The 17,079-nt window shown below is 46.8% G+C and carries 14 protein-coding genes; 6 read left to right on the top strand and 8 right to left on the bottom strand.

Translation table 11 applies throughout. The features are described 5' to 3' along the window. Both A8709_RS13320 and A8709_RS13325 read right to left on the bottom strand, forming a co-directional pair. Positions 1–2,298: a putative bifunctional diguanylate cyclase/phosphodiesterase gene (locus tag A8709_RS13320; RefSeq protein ID WP_065852880.1), complete on the bottom strand. Its 2,298-nt coding sequence runs from the start codon at positions 2,296–2,298 to the stop codon at positions 1–3. 88 nt (positions 2,299–2,386) lie between these two features. Further along, the gene (locus tag A8709_RS13325) at positions 2,387–3,646 is read right to left on the bottom strand and encodes an MFS transporter (protein ID WP_065852881.1); all 1,260 of its coding nucleotides are present in this window, start codon (positions 3,644–3,646) and stop codon (positions 2,387–2,389) included. A 94-nt stretch (positions 3,647–3,740) separates the two neighbouring features. Between A8709_RS13325 and A8709_RS13330 the strand changes: the two genes are divergently transcribed. The 4 genes from A8709_RS13330 to A8709_RS13345 all read left to right on the top strand — a co-directional run bounded on the left by A8709_RS13330 (position 3,741) and on the right by A8709_RS13345 (position 7,672). Beyond that, complete coding sequence (locus tag A8709_RS13330) at positions 3,741–4,823, top strand: ParB/RepB/Spo0J family partition protein (protein ID WP_065852882.1); 1,083 nt, start codon at positions 3,741–3,743, stop codon at positions 4,821–4,823. 184 nt (positions 4,824–5,007) lie between these two features. After that, positions 5,008–5,685 (top strand): GntR family transcriptional regulator, encoded by a 678-nt coding sequence (locus tag A8709_RS13335; RefSeq protein WP_065852883.1) that lies wholly within the window; start codon positions 5,008–5,010, stop codon positions 5,683–5,685. Positions 5,686–5,715: 30 nt separating this feature from the next. Then, positions 5,716–6,825, top strand: coding sequence for a mannonate dehydratase (uxuA, locus tag A8709_RS13340; protein ID WP_065852884.1), 1,110 nt, complete (start codon positions 5,716–5,718; stop codon positions 6,823–6,825). Continuing rightward, positions 6,803–7,672 (top strand): SDR family oxidoreductase, encoded by an 870-nt coding sequence (locus A8709_RS13345; RefSeq protein ID WP_244163182.1) that lies wholly within the window; start codon positions 6,803–6,805, stop codon positions 7,670–7,672. Before uxuA ends, A8709_RS13345 begins: the two co-directional genes overlap by 23 nt. 90 nt (positions 7,673–7,762) lie before the next feature. On the opposite strand, the gene A8709_RS13350 is transcribed toward A8709_RS13345, so the two are convergent. The 4 genes from A8709_RS13350 to A8709_RS13365 form a co-directional block, all read right to left on the bottom strand. Next, positions 7,763–11,035 carry a response regulator gene (locus A8709_RS13350; protein WP_141692521.1) on the bottom strand — a complete coding sequence of 1,091 codons (3,273 nt, stop codon included), beginning with the start codon at positions 11,033–11,035 and terminating at the stop codon, positions 7,763–7,765. Positions 11,036–11,103: 68 nt separating this feature from the next. Then, the gene (locus A8709_RS13355) at positions 11,104–11,517 is read right to left on the bottom strand and encodes a hypothetical protein (protein WP_065852886.1); all 414 of its coding nucleotides are present in this window, start codon (positions 11,515–11,517) and stop codon (positions 11,104–11,106) included. 148 nt (positions 11,518–11,665) lie between these two features. Then, the gene (locus A8709_RS13360) at positions 11,666–12,157 is read right to left on the bottom strand and encodes a CYTH domain-containing protein (protein WP_065852887.1); all 492 of its coding nucleotides are present in this window, start codon (positions 12,155–12,157) and stop codon (positions 11,666–11,668) included. 17 nt (positions 12,158–12,174) lie between these two features. Beyond that, positions 12,175–12,987, bottom strand: coding sequence for a helix-turn-helix transcriptional regulator (locus tag A8709_RS13365; protein ID WP_065852888.1), 813 nt, complete (start codon positions 12,985–12,987; stop codon positions 12,175–12,177). A gap of 118 nt (positions 12,988–13,105) precedes the next feature. Between A8709_RS13365 and A8709_RS13370 the strand changes: the two genes are divergently transcribed. Both A8709_RS13370 and A8709_RS13375 read left to right on the top strand, forming a co-directional pair. Next, on the top strand, positions 13,106–14,812 hold the full coding sequence (locus A8709_RS13370; protein WP_065852889.1) for a glycoside hydrolase family 2 protein: 1,707 nt from the start codon (positions 13,106–13,108) through the stop codon (positions 14,810–14,812). Between the two features lie 162 nt (positions 14,813–14,974). Beyond that, a complete protein-coding gene (locus tag A8709_RS13375) occupies positions 14,975–15,241 on the top strand; it encodes a hypothetical protein (protein WP_065852890.1) in 267 nt (88 codons plus the stop codon). A 30-nt stretch (positions 15,242–15,271) separates the two neighbouring features. Here A8709_RS13375 and A8709_RS13380 read toward each other — a convergent pair whose 3' ends face one another. Together A8709_RS13380 and A8709_RS13385 are read right to left on the bottom strand one after the other, a co-directional pair. Next, positions 15,272–15,685 (bottom strand): hypothetical protein, encoded by a 414-nt coding sequence (locus A8709_RS13380; RefSeq protein ID WP_065852891.1) that lies wholly within the window; start codon positions 15,683–15,685, stop codon positions 15,272–15,274. A 271-nt stretch (positions 15,686–15,956) separates the two neighbouring features. Next, on the bottom strand, positions 15,957–17,051 hold the full coding sequence (locus A8709_RS13385; protein ID WP_065852892.1) for a glycoside hydrolase family 88 protein: 1,095 nt from the start codon (positions 17,049–17,051) through the stop codon (positions 15,957–15,959). Between the last annotated feature and the right edge of the window lie 28 nt (positions 17,052–17,079).

Raw genomic sequence — 17,079 nt, forward strand, 5'->3', positions numbered from 1 at the left:
TTACGATGTAGCGGCTAAGAAAGCTAACTTATCTTGTAACCGTTCGCTCAATGCCGCATGCATGTGCTCAGGTCTCATAGGTCGAAAGAAATAATAGCCTTGAATTTGACTGCAGCCATTCGTCACCAAGAAATCCGCCTGCTCTTCTGTTTCTACTCCCTCAGCAATGATCTGCAGCTGAAAAGCATTCGCAACAGATATGATCGCTTTGATCATATCGCGATCCTTTGCTTCCGTTTGTACGCCGCGGATAAATGATTGGTCTAGTTTGATTTTGGTCACCGGGAATCTTTTCAAATAGCTTAAAGACGAATAGTGCGTTCCGAAATCATCAACTGAAATCGAGATACCAAGTTGCCTTAACTTATGCAGTACTTCCATCTGCTCGTCCTGCATTGCCACGTTCTCGGTGATTTCCATCTCTAGATATTTGGCTTCCAGCCCCGATTGCTCGAGAATAGCGATCACCTTATCAACAAAACGATCATCATTCAATTGTTTGACAGAAATGTTTACCGATATGGAAAGGCGCTCATCCGAATCGCTATGCCAAGCTTTCATTTGATGGCATGCACCGCGGAGTACCCATTCGCCAATGGCATCAATCATACCCAGCTCCTCGGAGATTGGAATAAAATCCGCAGGTGAAATGTACCCTTTGGTCGTATGATTCCACCTCAGAAGTGCCTCGACACCTACGATTGTTCCCTTCAAGCAATCAATTTGTGGCTGATACACAATTTCGAGTTCATTCCGATCCAGCGCTTCACGAAGATGGTTCCCCATTTCGAGCTTCAAGATCGAGTGCATCGCCATTTGTTGATTGAAGAAGCTGTAGGAGCTGCCGCTTTCTTTCTTAGCCATATACATAGCGATATCTGCATTCTTGAGCAGCGCATCCCACGTTGTCCCCCCATGAGGGTACTGGACGATACCGATACTCACGTTAATAAAGAAGGCATGATTCGCCAGCATATATGCCGGCTGCAGGACCTCATTAATCTGTTCACAATAGGCTTGAATTTCCTGCTCCGTAGAGCAATGCTCCAACAAAATGGCGAATTCATCGCCACCGAATCTGGCAAAGGTGTGATACACCAGCTTGGATTCTTGAATCCGTTTCACGACCTCTTGCAGCATACAATCGCCCATATGATGTCCGTGTGAATCATTCACCATTTTGAAATTATCGAGATCAAAGAAAAGTACGGCCAGCGTAGTGCCATTCACTTCATTACAGACAATTTGCTCTTTCAAAACCATTTGAAAATGTGCCCGATTATGTATACCTGTTAATACATCGTGGTAAGCCATGTAAGATAATTGCTGCTCGGATTCCAGCATCCGTTTGGCCGACTCCTGCAGTTCCTGCTGCCCGGCCAGCAGTTCTTCATTCGCTGCGGTCAGATCTTCATTCGCAATTTGCAACTCCAGCGTTCTTTCCTTAACAGACTGACTTAAACGATCCCGCTGCCGGATAATATAGAAGATAAAGAACAACCCTAAAATCAGAACAAACAGGATAGCGCCTCGAATTATCACAATCTGCTCATCAATTGACTTAACGGCATCGGCCGTAGGAATCCCCGCAAGCTCCAATTTCGTATCTTGCAGATCGATCACAGTGATCAAAGCTGATTCTTGAAATATGTTATTGTCACCATAGAATGCAGCATTCCCATGGGTTCGAATCGCCATACGCAGCCCATTCGAGCCTTCCCCATCCATCCCTGCTTCAACAAGCAGTTGATCCATATTAATAGCGACCGAAACAAAGCCCCAGAATGTACCATCCTGGAATAAGGCTTTACGCGCTACCACCCCATTCACACCTTGAAGCAGTTGAAAAGGTCCTTCGATTGTCATTCTCTTCGTTACAAGCGTATGTAAAACTTGCTCATGCACATTGGCACGCGGGTCCTTCAATAGATTCCAATTGAGGATACTCTCATTCCCTTTAATGGGATATACATACTTCATAATACCTTGAGGCGCAATAATGACATTGAACGCAGATGCCTGCGCCCCGGTATAGAGAGCTTGCAGATAAGACTGAATCTCCACATCATCTTTATCGCGTAGGAAATTGGCACTCACGTAAGCTTCCAGACTTACCATCAAATTAAAATTACGATTAATGACTGACTTTAGAGCAACGCCTTGTGCCGAAAGTTGGGCATATTCCGTGTTTTTCAATTCATGGAGCAGTGATGTTTTGTACATCGTAAGTACAGACTCGGAAGAGGAGAAGAGAAGGACAAAGATGAGAGATAAAAACATATATTGTATTTTTTTCAAGGTTAGTATCCTCCCATTCGACAAAAGACGGTGACATAGTTCGACATCTTTCTCTATTATTTCATCTCCGCTCCCTAACTGGCAAATATTATTTAATTAATGCTTGTGGTCGACGAATCCGAACAGCCATAATTGCCGCTATTAAACATAAAAAACCTGCCATAGTAAATGGCACTGTATAGCTTCCGAGCCAATCTCGCAGCAGTCCAGCTTGAAACGCCGCAAAAGATGCGCCTAATTGATGGGCCACCACAATCCAGCCAAAGACCATTCCCGCTTTCTCTTTCCCGAAAATGTCTGAGGCGATCCGCACAGTGGGCGGAACTGTTGCTATCCAATCCAAACCATAAAAGACCGCGAACACAAGTAGTTCTGTATACCCTAATCCAAGCGCCTGCGGGAGAAAAATAAGTGAAATCCCGCGCAGTCCGTAGTACCAGAACAGCAGCCAGCGACCGTCAAAACGATCCGTCAGCCAGCCTGACATCGTCGTCCCGATAAGATCGAAAATCCCCATTAGCGCCAATAACCCCGCCGCGGTAACCTCAGGAATGCCATAATCGCCACAAGCTGGAATCAGGTGAGTGCCTATTAACCCATTCGTAGAAAAGCCGCAAAAGAAAAAGGTACCTGCTAGCAGCCAAAAAGCGCCATGTCGACTGGCATCCCTCAGTGTACGCAGGGGTGTTAGAAAGATATTTCCCTTAAATGGTGTAGGTGCCACCACTTGATCAGAGCCATAGGCTGCTGCGCCAACCTCATAGGGATGATTCCGCATCCAGATTGCAACAATCGGAATTAAAACGGCAATGACAGCAATTGCTGTATATATGGCGTAGCGCCAGCCAATGTCGACTGTGATTTTGGCCAGTAAGGGCAGAAACAGCAGTTGCCCCGTTGCTGCACTCGCCGTCAGGATACCCACCACGACACCTTTGTGCTGCACGAACCAGCGATTCGCAATGGTCACCCCTAGTACATTAGCCAGACAGCCCGTGCTCAATCCAACCAAGATACCCCACAGAATATCAAATTGCCACAAGGCTGTCATCATCGGCGTAAGCGCTAGACTAGCACCTATACTGATCAACGAAGTTAGCATCACTCGGCGTGTGCCGAACTTCTCCATCAGCGCCGCAGAGAAAGGCCCCATCAGGCCGTATAATAAAATGTTGATCGAGACGACGGAGGATACGTCAGCCCGGCCCCATCCGAACTCTTTTTCAAAGGGAAGCATGAAAATGCTAGGGATTGAACGGATTCCTGCCGACACAATCAGTGTCAAAAAGGTCACAGCCACAACAACCCAACCATAGAACCACTGCCGTCTTTTACCTGCTATTCCCATTAAAACAACCTCTCTCTATCTGATATGCATTCCCACGATTCCAACCTTGATATATAATTAAGCTAGTTAAACCTGAACGAATGGAGATATGAAGATGGATATACATAATATTCCTATGCGTCTAATTGATGAAGACACGGACCAGCCCCGCTATCAGTTCGATGAAGAGGCGCTGCAAGAATTAATGAAAAGCATTGGCGAAATTGGCCTGCTCTCCCCTATCAAAGTGCGAACGACGGCCGACAACCGGTATAAGATTATCTACGGAAACCGCAGGTACAAAGCTAGTAAAATGCTAGGACTAGAGGCGATACCGTGTATCGTTTCTAACGTTACAGATGAAATGGAAATCTATCTGGAGCAAATTGCCGAAAATCTGACGCGAGAAGGATTTTCTCCTATTGAGGAAGCCGAGGCTTTTCATAAGCTCATGCATGATGCGAAGTTTAGTTCCTCCATTAAATACCTTTCTAGTAAACTTGGCAAGCCTGAATCCTATATCAAAAACAAATGTGAGCTGCTCAAATTTGGGAACGCTATTAAGAAACTCATCGTTGGCGGCACTGAAATTCGCAAAGATAAGCTCACCGAGGATCAACTGCTCCCACTGAAGGATCTTCCGATGGAACATCGCGATCCTCTAGCCCTGATTATGGCGCGAGACGAAATGCCCGTCAGTGATGTCAAAAAAATAGCTAAAATGTTTAAGGATAAGGACATCTCAGACAGGATTAAAGGTCAGTTGCTCTATAAATCAGGTCCTGAGTTACTAGAAACTTGGTCGACTTTCCAGAACAATCGAGCCGAACGTGCGAAGCCTGTGGCTGCCAAAACGCCATCTGCGAAAGTAGAGAAGGTCGCTGTTACGGTGGAGACTAATGAACATATGCCTGTTAGTGCAGGTGTGACGGAGGCTATTGTCACTTTGAGTGTGGAGCCGCAAGCTGCGGATATTGCAATACCATCTGCCAGATCGCCAATTCAACTCAAATTGCAGCAATTACTTCAGTTGATTCCCGCGCCTCCCGCTCCTACAGAGCTACAAATGGAACAGGATGCGCTAAGCGAGCAGGATAGAGAAACATTCACACAGGACGTGGCGAAGTTAGTTGATCAGCTGCAAGCACAATTGGACGCATGGAAAAAGGTTCAAGATATCGTAGTTTCACATGCATAGTGTCATGCTAGCACCGCATTCGTATCCCCGCTCTTCCTAGTTAGGAGAGCCTGGGCAGGATGCGGTTTTTTGTTTAGGGATAGGCTCAGGTTCTGAGTTTATGCTTCATCAAATTTAGACCTACCATACTACCATACAAGTATGGTAGTATGACATTAAGCTTCATTTACCGAAGGAGAAACTCATGGATTTATACCAGAAACCGCAAATCAGTTCCACACGAGACGCTGTCTACCACACGCTAAAGGACCAGATTCTGAGCCTTGCGCTATTGCCAGGTGCCAGCATTTCTGAGAAAGAAATGTCCGTAAGCTTCAATGTGAGCCGAACCCCAGTGCGAGAAAGCTTCGTTCAATTGGCACAGGAAGGTTTGCTGGACATCTACCCACAGCGAGGCACGGTTGTCTCCCGCATTGACTTGGAGCTCGTCGATGAAGCTCGCTTCATTCGCGAACAGCTGGAAAGCGCGGTAATCCGCTTAGCATGCGGTACTTTTCCAGAGGAATCACTGCGAACGCTCCAGATGAATTTGGCCTCGCAGAAAGTGTGCATGGATGAGCAAGATTACAAGAAAATGTTTGAACTGGACGAAGCGTTTCATCACACGATTTTTGAGGGCTGCAAGAAAATGAACACATGGGCTGTCATTCAACAAATCAATGTGCATTTGAACCGTACGCGTATGCTGCGACTAGCTACGGATCATCATTGGGATGAGCTGTACGCCCAGCATAAGCAGATTACCCAGGCTATTCAAGAGGGGCAACCAGATGTTGCCGAGCAATTAATCCGCGCTCATCTGCATGTGGGCATTGCCGATCAACAATTATTGAAAGAGAAGTTCCCTGCGTATTTCAAATAATAGCATGATGATGGAGGCGAATGTGCAGCTATGAAAATGGTATTCCGCTGGTTCGGAGAGGGCAACGATACCGTTACACTTCGGCAAATCAAACAAATTCCAGGTGTGGAAGGCATCGTCTGGGCTTTGCACGATGTCCCTGCCGGTGAACAATGGCCGATGGACAAAATCCAAAAGATCAAAGCCCAGGCTGATCTCTTCGGGTTACATATGCAGGTTGTGGAAAGCGTTAATATTCACGAGGATATTAAGTTAGGACTTCCAAGCCGCGACCGGTACATCGCTAATTATAAGAAAACGATTGCCACTTTAGCACAGGTTGGGGTTAAAGTTATTTGTTATAATTTCATGCCTGTGTTCGATTGGGTACGTACCGATTTGCACAAAGAGCTTGAGGATGGCTCAACGGCCCTCTTTTATGAAAAGAGTAAAATTGCTGATCTTGATCTAGCTGAGCATGTGCAAAGGATTAATGCCAATCCCGACTTCAGCATGCCTGGCTGGGAGCCAGAGCGGCTTGCTCATTTGACGGAGCTATTCGATGCTTATCAACATGTCACCGAGGAACATCTCTGGGCAAATTTAACCTATTTCTTGGACGAAATCATCCCTGTCGCCGCCGAGCATGGCATTCGTATGGCCATTCATCCGGACGATCCGCCATGGTCCGTCTTCGGACTTCCGCGCTTGATGACGAGCCAAGCGAATATTCGCCGCTTTCTAGCTCTGTATGACAGCCCCTACAACGGGCTAACGATGTGCAGCGGCTCACTCGGAGCTAATCCGAGTAATGATATCGTTGCGATCGTGCATGAATTCGCGGATCGGATTCCTTTTGCTCATATTCGGAATGTTCGTGTGTACGAAAATGGGGATTTCATCGAGACCTCCCATCGGACAACAGATGGCACGGTCGATATTGCCGGCATTGTGCAGGCGCTGCACGAGAATGGGTATGAGGGCTTTTGCCGTCCAGACCACGGTCGACATATATGGGATGAGCACTGCAGACCGGGATACGGACTGTATGATCGCGCACTAGGCATTATGTATTTGTGGGGATTATGGGACATGATGTCCCGAAAAGGAGCTACATTACTTAAAGGAGCTGAAACTGATGACGATGAGCGAGTTAACTAATTTACCAAATTTTTCATCCCTGGAAGGAAAAGTTGTTGTGATTACAGGTGGCGCGGGCGTTCTATGCCGTGTGATGGCACTGGAATTAGCTAGACAAGGCGCACGCGTAGCGATTCTTAATCGCACCCATGAGAAAGGGATAGCAGTCGTTAAGGATATTCAGGCCGCTGGTGGCGAAGCCGTTGCAGTTGCTTGCGATGTCACTGTCGCTGAAAGCGTCGAGCAAGCAGCGGCTTCCGTAGCTGAGCAGCTTGGCACCTGCGATATTCTGATCAATGGAGCCGGGGGCAATCATGCCAGCGCGAATACAACGAACGAGATTTTCAAGTTAGAAGACTTAGATAATCCCGATGTGCAATCCTTCTATGATCTAAGCATTTCCGGTTTCCGCAATGTGCTTGATCTTAATTTCGTCGGCACGCTGATTCCTACCCAAATTTTCACCAAGCAGATGCATGGGAAAACAGGGGCAACGGTAATCAATATTTCATCGATGAGCGCACCCTCGCCGATGACCAAGGTTCCTGCCTATAGCGCGGCGAAAGCAGCCATTGATAATTTCACAAAATGGCTGGCTGTCCATTTGGCCGAAAGCGGCATTCGCGTGAATGCCATTGCGCCTGGGTTCTTTTTGACGGAGCAGAACACCAAATTGTTAGTGAAAGAAGACGGTTCATTGACCGATCGTTCTCATAAAATCATTTCCCATACCCCGATGCGCCGATTCGGCAAGCCGGAAGATCTGCTCGGCACGTTGATATGGTTAGCAGATTCCGACATGTCCCGTTTCGTGACGGGTACAACGATACCTGTGGATGGCGGATTCATGGCCTATTCGGGCGTCTAACACACGATGACGATATAGAAAGTAGAAAAGCTTCTCCTTATCCGCTTAACCCGATTTGGAGGAGCTTTCTTTTACGCTGCTGAGCCCTGTCTATGTCACGTCTTCATCTGGAATATACCCGATAATCCGCTCAATATCCGCTGCAATCACTTCTAACAGCACTGTGTAGTTTTCCTTCAGCAAAATTGCCGTTTCAAGCTTCACCGCAGCTGTATAGAGTGAATCCGCAGATAAACTACCTGCAACGCCGATTAGTGTGTGTGCCGCCCGCTTCGCCGCAACCCAATCCCCGTCCCGATAATTAATCAATAACTGTTCCGCGAAATCACTATAATTTTTCTTGAATAGCTGCAACATGACGAAGAGAATACTCTCCTTGCCTTCCACTCGGGCTAACGCGCTTTCCCAATCCATCGAAGTGATTTTCTTGTAATACGGTATTTCAATCATTTCGTCCACGGGCTGTGAATACGGAAATTCCTTAGCGCATTTCTCCGGCTCCATCCACATCTGTATGACTTGAAAAAGTCGTTTGACATCCAGCGGTTTACTTACCACATCGTTCATGCCTAGACGGATATACGCTTCTTGATCCTGTTTCACCACATTCGCGGTTAGCCCAATAATGGGCAACTGACGGAACCTCGAATTTTGCCGCAGCAGCGCTGTAGCCTCAACGCCATCCATAATCGGCATGTGAATGTCCATCAGAACGAGATCGAAATCACCTGTATCCAGTTTATCCAAAGCCTCTTGGCCATTCGTAGCTAACGTAACCCGATACCCACGCTCCTCAATGAGCTCCTGGGCGACTTGCTGATTAATTTCATTATCTTCAACTAACAAGATGTGTCCTAACTTATTTTCTAGGTCTAGTTTCGACTTGTTTCCCGATTCCTCTGAAGGGGAGGATGGATTCGAATGAAATAAAGACGCCATCGTCTGATACAACTCAAGTCGACAGATCGGCTTAACGAGCACTGCATCAGGTCTTTCCTCTTCAGGAAGGTTCAGCATTTCCTCTTTCCCAAGTGGCGACGTTACACAAATGATGCGCGTTCGATTCCTGTTCATCGTCTGAAGGAAATCTTGCCATGTCTCAATCCCATACATATCTTCACTTTCCATATCCAAAATGAGACAATCCATCTCATCCTGTTGTTCCACTGTGCTTCCTAACCACTCAAATAATCCATGCCATGAAGGCAGCGTCTGCACAATGACCGCAAAAGAGGCTAACGTTTCCTGCATGCTGCTTCTCATGAGCGGATGATCCTCAACCACTAACACATGATAGGGCGTGTGCACATCCCCAATTTCCCAAGCACGTGGATCGCATTGTTCAACCACTTCAAAAGGCAGGGTAAACGTAAAGCGGCTGCCCTGTCCTACTTCACTCTCTGCTTTCAACATCCCGCCCATTAAGCTGATTAAATGTTGACTGATGGTTAGACCCAGCCCCGTTCCGCCATATTCACGGCTTGTAGAGCCATCTGCCTGAGAAAAAGGCTCAAAAATGTACGCTAGTCGATCCGCCGAAATACCGATCCCTGAGTCTTCGACACTGAATTGGAGCAGCAGCTCATCGCTAGAAACCTGAAGATAGGGCTCGATTTGGAGCATCACATAGCCGGAACTTGTAAATTTGATCGCATTGCTGCACAAATTCAGAAGGACTTGCTTAAGGCGCAGTGGATCGCCGTGAAGGCGTTTGGGCAGCTCAGCTGCCGTGTTAAAGATGAGTTCAATTTGGCGACTCTTCGATAAAATACTGCAAATACTCGCTAGTTCCTTCAGCAATTCATCCAGTTGAAAGCTTGTCCGTTCCACTTCTAACTTGCCAGCTTCGACCTTAGAAATGTCCAATACATCATTAATGATGCCTAACAAGGTATGAGAAGATGACGTGATATTCGTTAAATAATCTTTCTGATGCTCGGAAAGCGGGGTTTTCCCCAACAACTGCGAGAGGCCAATGATCCCATTTAAAGGCGTGCGGATTTCGTGACTCATTTTCGCAATAAAATGACTCTTCGCTTGATTCGCCTGATCTGCCGCATGTCGCATAGAGGCTTCTGTGAAGTCGTGCACAGTACCCACAATCCCCTTCACTTCTCCATCTGCATGATGGTAGGCCGACAGGGTTACTCGGTAATCTCTTCTTCCCCCTTCAATAGAGGGAATGCCGACCTCAAAACGCACCTGATCGCCACTTCGCAGAACTTCTTGGAAATGCCGCTCCCACACCCATTGTTCGGATTCCGGTAGAAATGCGGTCATCTTATGACCGATCATACTCACTAAACCCGTCTGGTTCAGAAAACTTGCCGCTTGATTCACGGAAGTAATCTCCCCATCGATGGTAAAACCGAGAATACCTTCCTGCGAATTCTCAACGAGAATCCGATTCCGTTCTTCGCTTTCCTGAATACGACGCTCCGCTAAGGTCCGCTCTGTAACGTCCGTCACCGAACCAATTACTTCAAGTACATGACCATCTTCATAAACAGGTTGGAGCGTTGTTAGCACAATTTTAGATTTGAAATCAACCTCGTAAGCCACTTGCTCCCCTTGATAGGCGGCTTCGTATTTCGTCTGTAAAAACTGCGCAGTTTCCTGTGAAAAATGGGAGACAGCATGCACGTCCTTTTCGATAAAATCGTCAGACTTCAATCCGAGCTGGTGCAATAATTGACCATCGATCATGGCGTAAGTGAGCTTGTTTTGAGATTTCTTGAGCTTAAACGTAAACCCTGGCTGCAGCCGAAGGATATCGGAAAGCTCTTGCTGCATATGACGAACTTGCCTCTTGAGCTCTTCGGAGCGTAGGAAATATCGGATTAACCCTGCTACGAACAGTCCCGCACCCATATGAAGGAGTAAGTTCGGAATGACCAGCGGCATCGCCGGTAATTTATAAATAATGACCATATCAACGAATAGGACACTAACTGGACATAACGAAAGCAGGACCCATTTGATCCAATAGCTTTTGATAAAATAGTTAATGAGCATGCTTCCTGCATAAATAAGAAATGCCAGAATCGTTACCCGTATCAACACAGCCGGGTCGATCATGGCTCTGCCAATAATAATGACCACCGTCGTAATGAGACCAGAGACGCTGCCACCGATATAGGTTGCCATCACGATTGCAATCGCTTTCAGATCCAAAATGTGACTATCACCCACGTGGACGCCGAGATAGGCAAGAACAACGCCGAATAACCCGTGTATGATACCCGTCCATAGCTTAAATCTCCATCTGGCTGCTTTTTGCATATTAGGCGAATAACAAATTTGAATGGATAGAAAAACAAAAACAGCTACGATCGAAAAATTGTTTAACAGGTCTTTCCACATCACAATCACCCCATCGTATAACTCCTATGTCCACTTATTTCTATTATAAGTGTCGAATTATGAGAGGTCTATACGTCTAAATAATCTACTTGTGTAATCGCAGAAAATACGAGATCAATGATCTCCGCTCTTGCTTGATTGACGAAGCCTAACGTCGTTTGTTGCAAATTGTCCGTAGAGATGCTTGATGTTAGCAACAGCTTATGTGGAAACACATAGATGGATAGTTCATACGGTGAAGCAACATGTTTGATCACATCGCTAATGTTTGAATGGGTATACGTCGCTGGCAGCTCAATCGCGTACATCAAATAGATGGATTCCTGCCTGGATTGTGTGAGATGGAACATTTCCTTATAGGAGGTATTCGCATACGAATGCCAAAGAAAGCCGAATTTATAATGCGGCTCTTCCTCCCAGGACTGCTCGAACTGGGTAATTAACTCGAGAAACTGCTGGCGATAATAGTGGATTAGATTCATGGAGGCCCCTCGCAATTCCTTTAGAATTACTTGCAATACTTAGATCTTATCTAAGAATTGTTGTAAAACTTCAGGTTTAAATTTTAGGAGCGCATGTTTTTTGCTCATACTTCGCTAATGCCTGGAGGAGAAGCCATGATGACTTCTCTTATTTCTTCTGCAACGCAACCCACATCGACTTATTCCTGAACTCTTCCTCAGCGCCAAGCTCTCGTCCGAACCAGGATGGGGCTTCGAAACGCTGCGCGGCCTCCAAATCGGCAAATTCAACTTCGACTACTAATAGGTCAATCTGCTTATACTCATCGATTTCAAAAGTGACCCCGCCTGCTTCGAGCGTTGTGCGAATTTTCTCTAATGGAATTAATCCCGTACGCTCCAGCAGCTGTGTGTAAATCGGCGCGGTAATGTTGTACTCGATTTCTTCGCGTACCATCCCGTGACCGAATTTGAACGTATGTGTATAGTGCGACTCTCCTGAGCTGTCCACGAGCTTGCGCACACGAATTTCTTGATCTTCGGAGAAGGCCAAGTACGTTTGATAAATGTACTGCTTGGACACTTGTGTCAGTTCGTTGTTCGCTAACTCTTCCGCAGGGAATGCGGATAATAAATACTTTCTTTCAATTTCGGCACCCATGATCGGTTAGCCCCTCTCTATTTGTTCATGGCTCGAAAACGAGCTGGTGAAATCGCGTTCCATACACGAAACATTTTACCAAAATGAAACTCATCTGCAAATCCACAAGCGTCCGCGATGGCCTTCATCGGCTCATCTGTCAGCAGCAGCATCGTCTTCGCCTGCTCATTGCGAACCTTATTTAAGTACTCTTTGGGCGAGATCCCCACATGTTTGATGAACATTTTACGTAATTGAGAGACAGAAATATGATTGGTTTTCGCCAGTTCTTCCAGCCGTATGGGCTGCTCATAGCAGGTTTCAATCCACAATTTCGCCTGCTGGAAGGCTTTCATATAAGGGTCCAGTGACGTATTCGTATCTTTCATAAAATGAATCATGCGTGATAGCACATACTGGAACTCCGCCTGCCGCTCGTGCGGATCATTCCCTCTCATGTCCCATATGCGTGTAAACTGCGCTTCCAGCCAATCCGATTGCTCTGGTGAGTACCGCTTATAAAAAGGCAGATCCAATGCCTCGATGGAAACTGGCTTCAACCAATTCTGGTGCTCGTAAGGGATATCGAAAGCATCAAAAAGGAGCATCCTAATACATAAGGGCTTATCGGTTGATGATGCCATGGTCAGCGTAAAACCTGGCTTCAAATAGAGCAGATTTCTTTCATTAACGTGCAGCGGCTCCTCCTCAAGTTCATGGCGAAACTCCCCTTCACCGCGCTGAATCCAGTACAACGAGTGCACATCGGTAGTGTTGCGAATATCTTTCCAGCCGGGGACAGGCGGCTTCTCATAGGAAAGCCGATGATGATAAATACGGTGATTATTCAAAGTATTGCTCACCAGCCTTGTAGCGATTTTGACAAATGGCGAGATGGTTTATCCATTCAATTCAGCCATTCTTCTATGATACGCTTTACGAAACAGACATGAAAGGGGTTTGACTCTTGTGATACGTACTTTTCAGCAGCATAACCTGCGACCTACCCGAATTTTGAATGGCTTATGGGATTTCATCACGGATCCTGACAATAAAGGTGTTTCTGAAGGCTGGGCTTCACAATTCCCTGTGGGCTCCAAAAAATCCGTCGTTCCGTCTTGTTGGAACAACGAATTGGGCACCTACGATTATATCGGTGCTGCTTGGTATCGCACCCATTTTGATACGACCCGTGAAGCGAATATTCGTCTGGTCTTTGAAGGCATTCTTCACCATGCAGATGTGTACGTCGACGGCCAGCATATAGGCTATCACTTTGGCGGATTCACGCAGTTCGCGATGATTCTTCCTCATTTGACCAAAGGTAAACATGAACTTGTGATCCGTGTTGATAACACCGTGGATTGGCAAACGCTGCCGACCGATATCGCTGACTGGCACTCTTATGGCGGGATCATTCGCTCTGTTGAACTGCAAGAACTGCCTGACGTTTATATCGATACGATGAAAATTGATTATCAATTGAAAGATAACGTAGCCGATGTTCAATTGCAGATTTCACTGAGCTCATTGAGTCATGAAGATAGCTCGGTGGAAGTGAGCGCCACTACAGAAGGACTCTCGCTCTCCGCTGCTCATGTACTGGTGGTTGCTGGGCAGTCAACTCAGCTTACACTAAGCGGCAGTCTTGCTGATATTCAGCGGTGGGATGTCGGACAACCTGCCCTGTATACCTTTACGGTTACGGCTGGCGAAGACGATCTTATCGATCGGACAGGATTCCGTACAGTTGAGGTTCAGGGCAGCGACATTCTACTGAATGGCAAAAAGCTGTACCTGCAAGGTGTGAACCGCCATGAAGAGCACCCCGAATGGGGATTTGCTTTCCCACCGAAGTTGATGCTGAAGGATCTGGATATTTTGTCCGACATGGGCTGCAATATTGTGCGTGGATCTCATTATCCGCAAAGCCAGTTCTGGATCGACCTGCTTGATGAGCATGGCATGCTGCTCTGGAGCGAGATTCCGATGTGGGGTTGTTTCATGAGTGTGGAAACACTGGCTAGTCCGATTTTTAGAGAACGTGGCGTGCACATGCTCGAAGAAATGATTAGCCGCGATTACCATCACCCTTCCATTATTTTCTGGGGTGCGCACAACGAAATTGATACGCGGACAGAAGAAGCGCTTGAATTGACGAAGGCTTTTGTAGGCAAAATCCGCAGTATGGATACCAGCCGACTCGTCACGTACGCAACGATGCATCCGGAGCAGGATATTGTGCTTTCCTATTTCGATGTGATTGGAATCAACAAATATTACGGATGGTATGAAGGCAGCGTTGACGGTTTTGGTACTATGCTGCAGAACTACTACCTTAATGCCGAGAAGCAAGGCGCTGGCGGCAAGCCTGTGATCATGAGCGAGTTCGGCGCGGCGGGGATTTTCGGTGATGCAGGCTGGGAACCGCGCTTATTCAGTGAAGATTATCAAGCGGAAGTCGTGACTCGCGCGTTGAAAATCTTCCGCGACGACCCGCGCATCGTCGGGACGCTGATCTGGCATTTCGCCGACATTCGCGTCGATGTGCGGAGCGACCGGCCTTACTTCCGCGATCGCGCGCGGAGCTTCAATAACAAAGGCTTGCTCAGCGAGTATCGCAAACCGAAATTGGCTTATCGCTTAGTGAAGGAGATTTATCGATCGGAACGATAGAAGGAAGGGACTCAGCCTATGTGGGCTGGGTCCCTTTTTTAGTAGCAAAACTACTTGAGTTATTTCGCGTTTCAACGTTCCCCACTCCGCCTTTTGTTTAGCACAATGTAAATCTACCTTGCATTTTATATAGAGAAGCTAAATAGAAACGAGGTGATCGGAATGGCTTGTGCAAAAATTAAAGCTGTTCGTCAACCTGACTTAGTCTTAATCACTTGGACAAGAAACCCTTTAGTTGCTGGTTCTCCTCGTAGAATTACTTCTTTTCGTGTGATCGGCAGTGCTCAACCTTGCAGAGCTACTTTAGTAACGAATGGGTTACTTATTACGGCGTTGAACTGTTTGCTCGACGATTTCAAAATCGTGTACCAGAAAAAAACGACCAGTATTAGCGGTTATTTGTTATTGCAACGTTTTCGCGTTCAATAGCAAGAGTGGAGCAGCGTAGGCTGCTCTTTTTTACATAGCCCGATATATATAAACAACGTTTTTGGGACCCTCTTTAACGATCAAAAGCTCAGATTGTCGCTCGCCTTGTATGGTATAAATTTTCGTACCTACTGGTAAGTTTGTAGACATCTCATTTTCAAAGTCAGAGCCCTCGATATATTTTTTCTTTATTTCACCTAATTCGTGATCAATTAACAAGTTGTTTTGATTGTACTGCTCTTGCTTCTCAGCGCGCGTGTAAAATCGTGATTCGTAAACACATAAGATGTCAGCACCCTTGTTCTGATTTAAAATAGTTGCAGCTGTCTGGTTCCTTTCTAACTGGCTGATCTGATTGGCCCCTTCCACTTTCGGATCGGCGTAACAACCAACTAGCTGAAACAGTAGAAGAAGACTTGAAAGATATTTTAGGATTCGTACCATCTTACCATCTCCATATTTTGTTTCATATCGAGTTCCTTAATATTCCATTTTAAAATAGTATACCATCGATTGAATGTTAAATCTGTTATACAAACGTTCCCGCCATAACCCATAACAAAAAAAAGGGACCTAGGCCAACGGGGCCAGGTCCAAAGTTTATATTAAAAAAGGGGGTCTTGTTTATTATAATACCCTTTCTATGTTATCGGACTGTAACGGGAATGTTCCAATTGTGTTACAAATTTCTGTGCTCAGTTTTACACTCCCAGATTTAGAAAATCCGGGTCGTCCACTCCCGCAGCTTCGCGACAGCCTCAACGTAGTAGTAGTCCCCATAAATGAGGCCTACGTTGACGTTCTGGCCGACTGGCTTGTGCCCTGTGCCCTCACGCAAGATGGACTCGCGCTCGCCAGCGAAGTCCGCATAATCGCGCGTGAGCGCCTCAATCATGCGGATCGCTTGCTTGCGATACAGCCCCGCTTCATCCACCGGCACAAGGTCGGCGATCTCAAGCAAGCCCGAAGCCGCGCATGCTGCCGCGGACGTATCTTTGAGCAGATCCGCATCGTCACCGGTGCGGAAATCCCACAACGGAATCGGATCGACGGTCGTATTCGCCATGAAATAATGAGCAACGCGCTTCGCCGCTTCCAAGTACCGCTCTTCTCCCGTATAGCGGTACACATTCGCTAAGCCGTGCAGTGCCCATGACTGCCCCCTGCTCCAGGAGGAGGTCGGGGAGAAGCCCTGGCCCCCAAGCGCTTCGATAAACGCGCCGCTTACTGGATCAAAGCTAACGATATGACGTACGGAGCCGTCCTTCCGAATGAAATGCGCGAGCACGGTGTCGGCATGTGCCATGGCTACCTGCGTAAAGCGCGTATCCTCCGTCTCCTTCGCGGCCCACAGCAAGATGGACAAGTTCATACACGAATCAATGATGGCCCAGCCATGTTTGTCTTGATTCCAAGCCCGCAAGAACTGCCCTGCCTGATTGAACCGGCCAGCCAAGAAGTTCGCTGCTTGCAGCCCTCTTCTACGTCCGTCCTTATCACCGGTCATGAGGTATTTGGCTACAGCTGTAGGCAGAAATTGAAAGCCCACATCGTGGTGGAAATTGTTCTCTTGCAGAAAGCATGCCTCTATGTTAATATCCCATTTCCAAGCTTGCTGACGATATTTCTCGTCTTTGGTAACGTCGTACATGATCCAAAGAATACCCGGCCAGAAGCCTGAAGTCCACCAATCCAAGCGAGCATCATCGTAGATGCCTTCTTTCTCTACGTGCGGAGATTTCGTACCGATTTGCTCGATCATCCGATCTACTTTGGACTGCAATTGTGACCATAAAGTCGTCATTTCCATACCAACTCACTCCTCAACTTTAAACTAT

Source organism: Paenibacillus pectinilyticus (genome assembly GCF_001700435.1).
Lineage (GTDB): Bacteria > Bacillota > Bacilli > Paenibacillales > NBRC-103111 > Paenibacillus_E > Paenibacillus_E pectinilyticus.